We start from the raw sequence: 1,317 nt of genomic DNA, 5'->3' as shown, positions 1-1,317 counted from the left end.
CGTCGTCGGCCACCGGGTGGCGGGTCGCGACCGGGTCGCCGCGCGGCGTGTTGTGCTCCACGTAGACGGCCGGCAGGTCGCGGCCGGGGCGCCGGCCGGTCCACCGTTCGCACAGCTCGACCTCCTCGGGGCGTTGCAGCACCACGACATCGAGCGGTTCGTCGTGCAGGTCCCGGGCAGCGACCTCCCGCGCACGCTCGGGCCAGTCCCACGTGTCGGCCCGGCCACGACCCTCCGGTCCCCGGTCGGGCGTGGTGGGAAGGATGACGTCGTGGTCGCCCTGGACGAAGCTGGTGGCCCAGGAGCCGTGGACGTGCCACATCAGCACGCGCATCGGACACCTGCCTCGGACGCGGGGGACCCCGCCAGCGTGGCGACGGCCTGCACCACGTCTTCCACCGACACCGAGGTCAGGCAGGGGTGCCCGGGCACCGGGCAGGTGCGGGCACGGCTGCCGGCGCAGGGTGCCGACTGATCGCCGAGCACCACGGTCGGCACCCCCCAGGGCCGCCACCGCTCCACCGGCACCACCGGCGAGAAGAGTGATACGACAGGCGTTCCCACGGCCGCGGCCAGGTGAGCCGCTCCGGTGTTGCCGACGACGACCGCGCTGGCGCGACGGAGGACCTCCGCCAGCTGCGAGATCGTGGTGGCGCCGATCAGGTTGCGGTAGGAGACGGCACCGACGTCGTGGGCGGGCGCCCGGTCCGAGAGGCCGCCGGTGACGACCACGTCCCAGCCGGAACGGCCCAGGGCGACCGGGAGCCGGTCGGCCAGCGCGTCGGGGATCGCGCGCGCCGGCACCGAGGCACCTGGATGCACCACGACGTAAGGTTCGGCCGAGGCCGACGTCTCGTGCGTCGCTGGTGTCAGCCGCAGCCTGCCGTCGTCCTGGGGTGGGAGGGCATATCCGGCCGCTTCGGCCAGTCGCAGGCCAGCCTCCACCTCGTGCCCGCCCCCGTGGGTTCCGCCGTCGTCCCCGACCGCCAGCCGGCGGTGTCGCACGTCCAGCAGGGCGCCGGGGTAGTCGTCGCTGGTGCCGACGACGTGGGGGATCCCGGCCATCCGGCAGACCATGGCGGTGGGCAGCGGACTCTGGTGGAACGAGGTGAAGATGACCGCCGCGTCGTAGCTCTCCCGGCTCAGCCGCCGGATCAGGTCGGCCACGTCGTCCCGGTCGAAGGACGTTGTCCGGGGATCGCACCAGGCGGCGCTGAAGGTGTGGACGCGCGTGACACCGGGCAGCAGCGCCGCCGCGCCGCGCGCCGCCGGCGAGGTGAGCAGGTCGACCTGGTCGGCGCCGTGCGCCAGGGCCCG

At 74.6% G+C, this 1,317-nt stretch carries 1 protein-coding gene and 1 pseudogene; both read right to left on the bottom strand.

Annotation, left to right across the window (positions count from 1 at the left end; genetic code table 11):
* Nucleotides 1-334: pseudogene (locus tag FRW57_RS21675) on the bottom strand (glycosyltransferase family 1 protein); the annotation flags it as partial.
* Nucleotides 322-1,317, bottom strand: a 996-nt coding sequence (locus tag FRW57_RS21670; RefSeq protein ID WP_152187045.1) for a glycosyltransferase family 9 protein, incomplete at its 5' end; no start/stop codon positions are given. The gene FRW57_RS21670 and the pseudogene FRW57_RS21675, both read right to left, overlap by 13 nt.

This window comes from Segeticoccus rhizosphaerae, assembly GCF_009192725.1.
GTDB lineage: Bacteria > Actinomycetota > Actinomycetes > Actinomycetales > Dermatophilaceae > Segeticoccus > Segeticoccus rhizosphaerae.
Note: the sequence above shows the minus strand (reverse complement) of the source record. Positions and strands in the feature narration are given on the sequence as shown.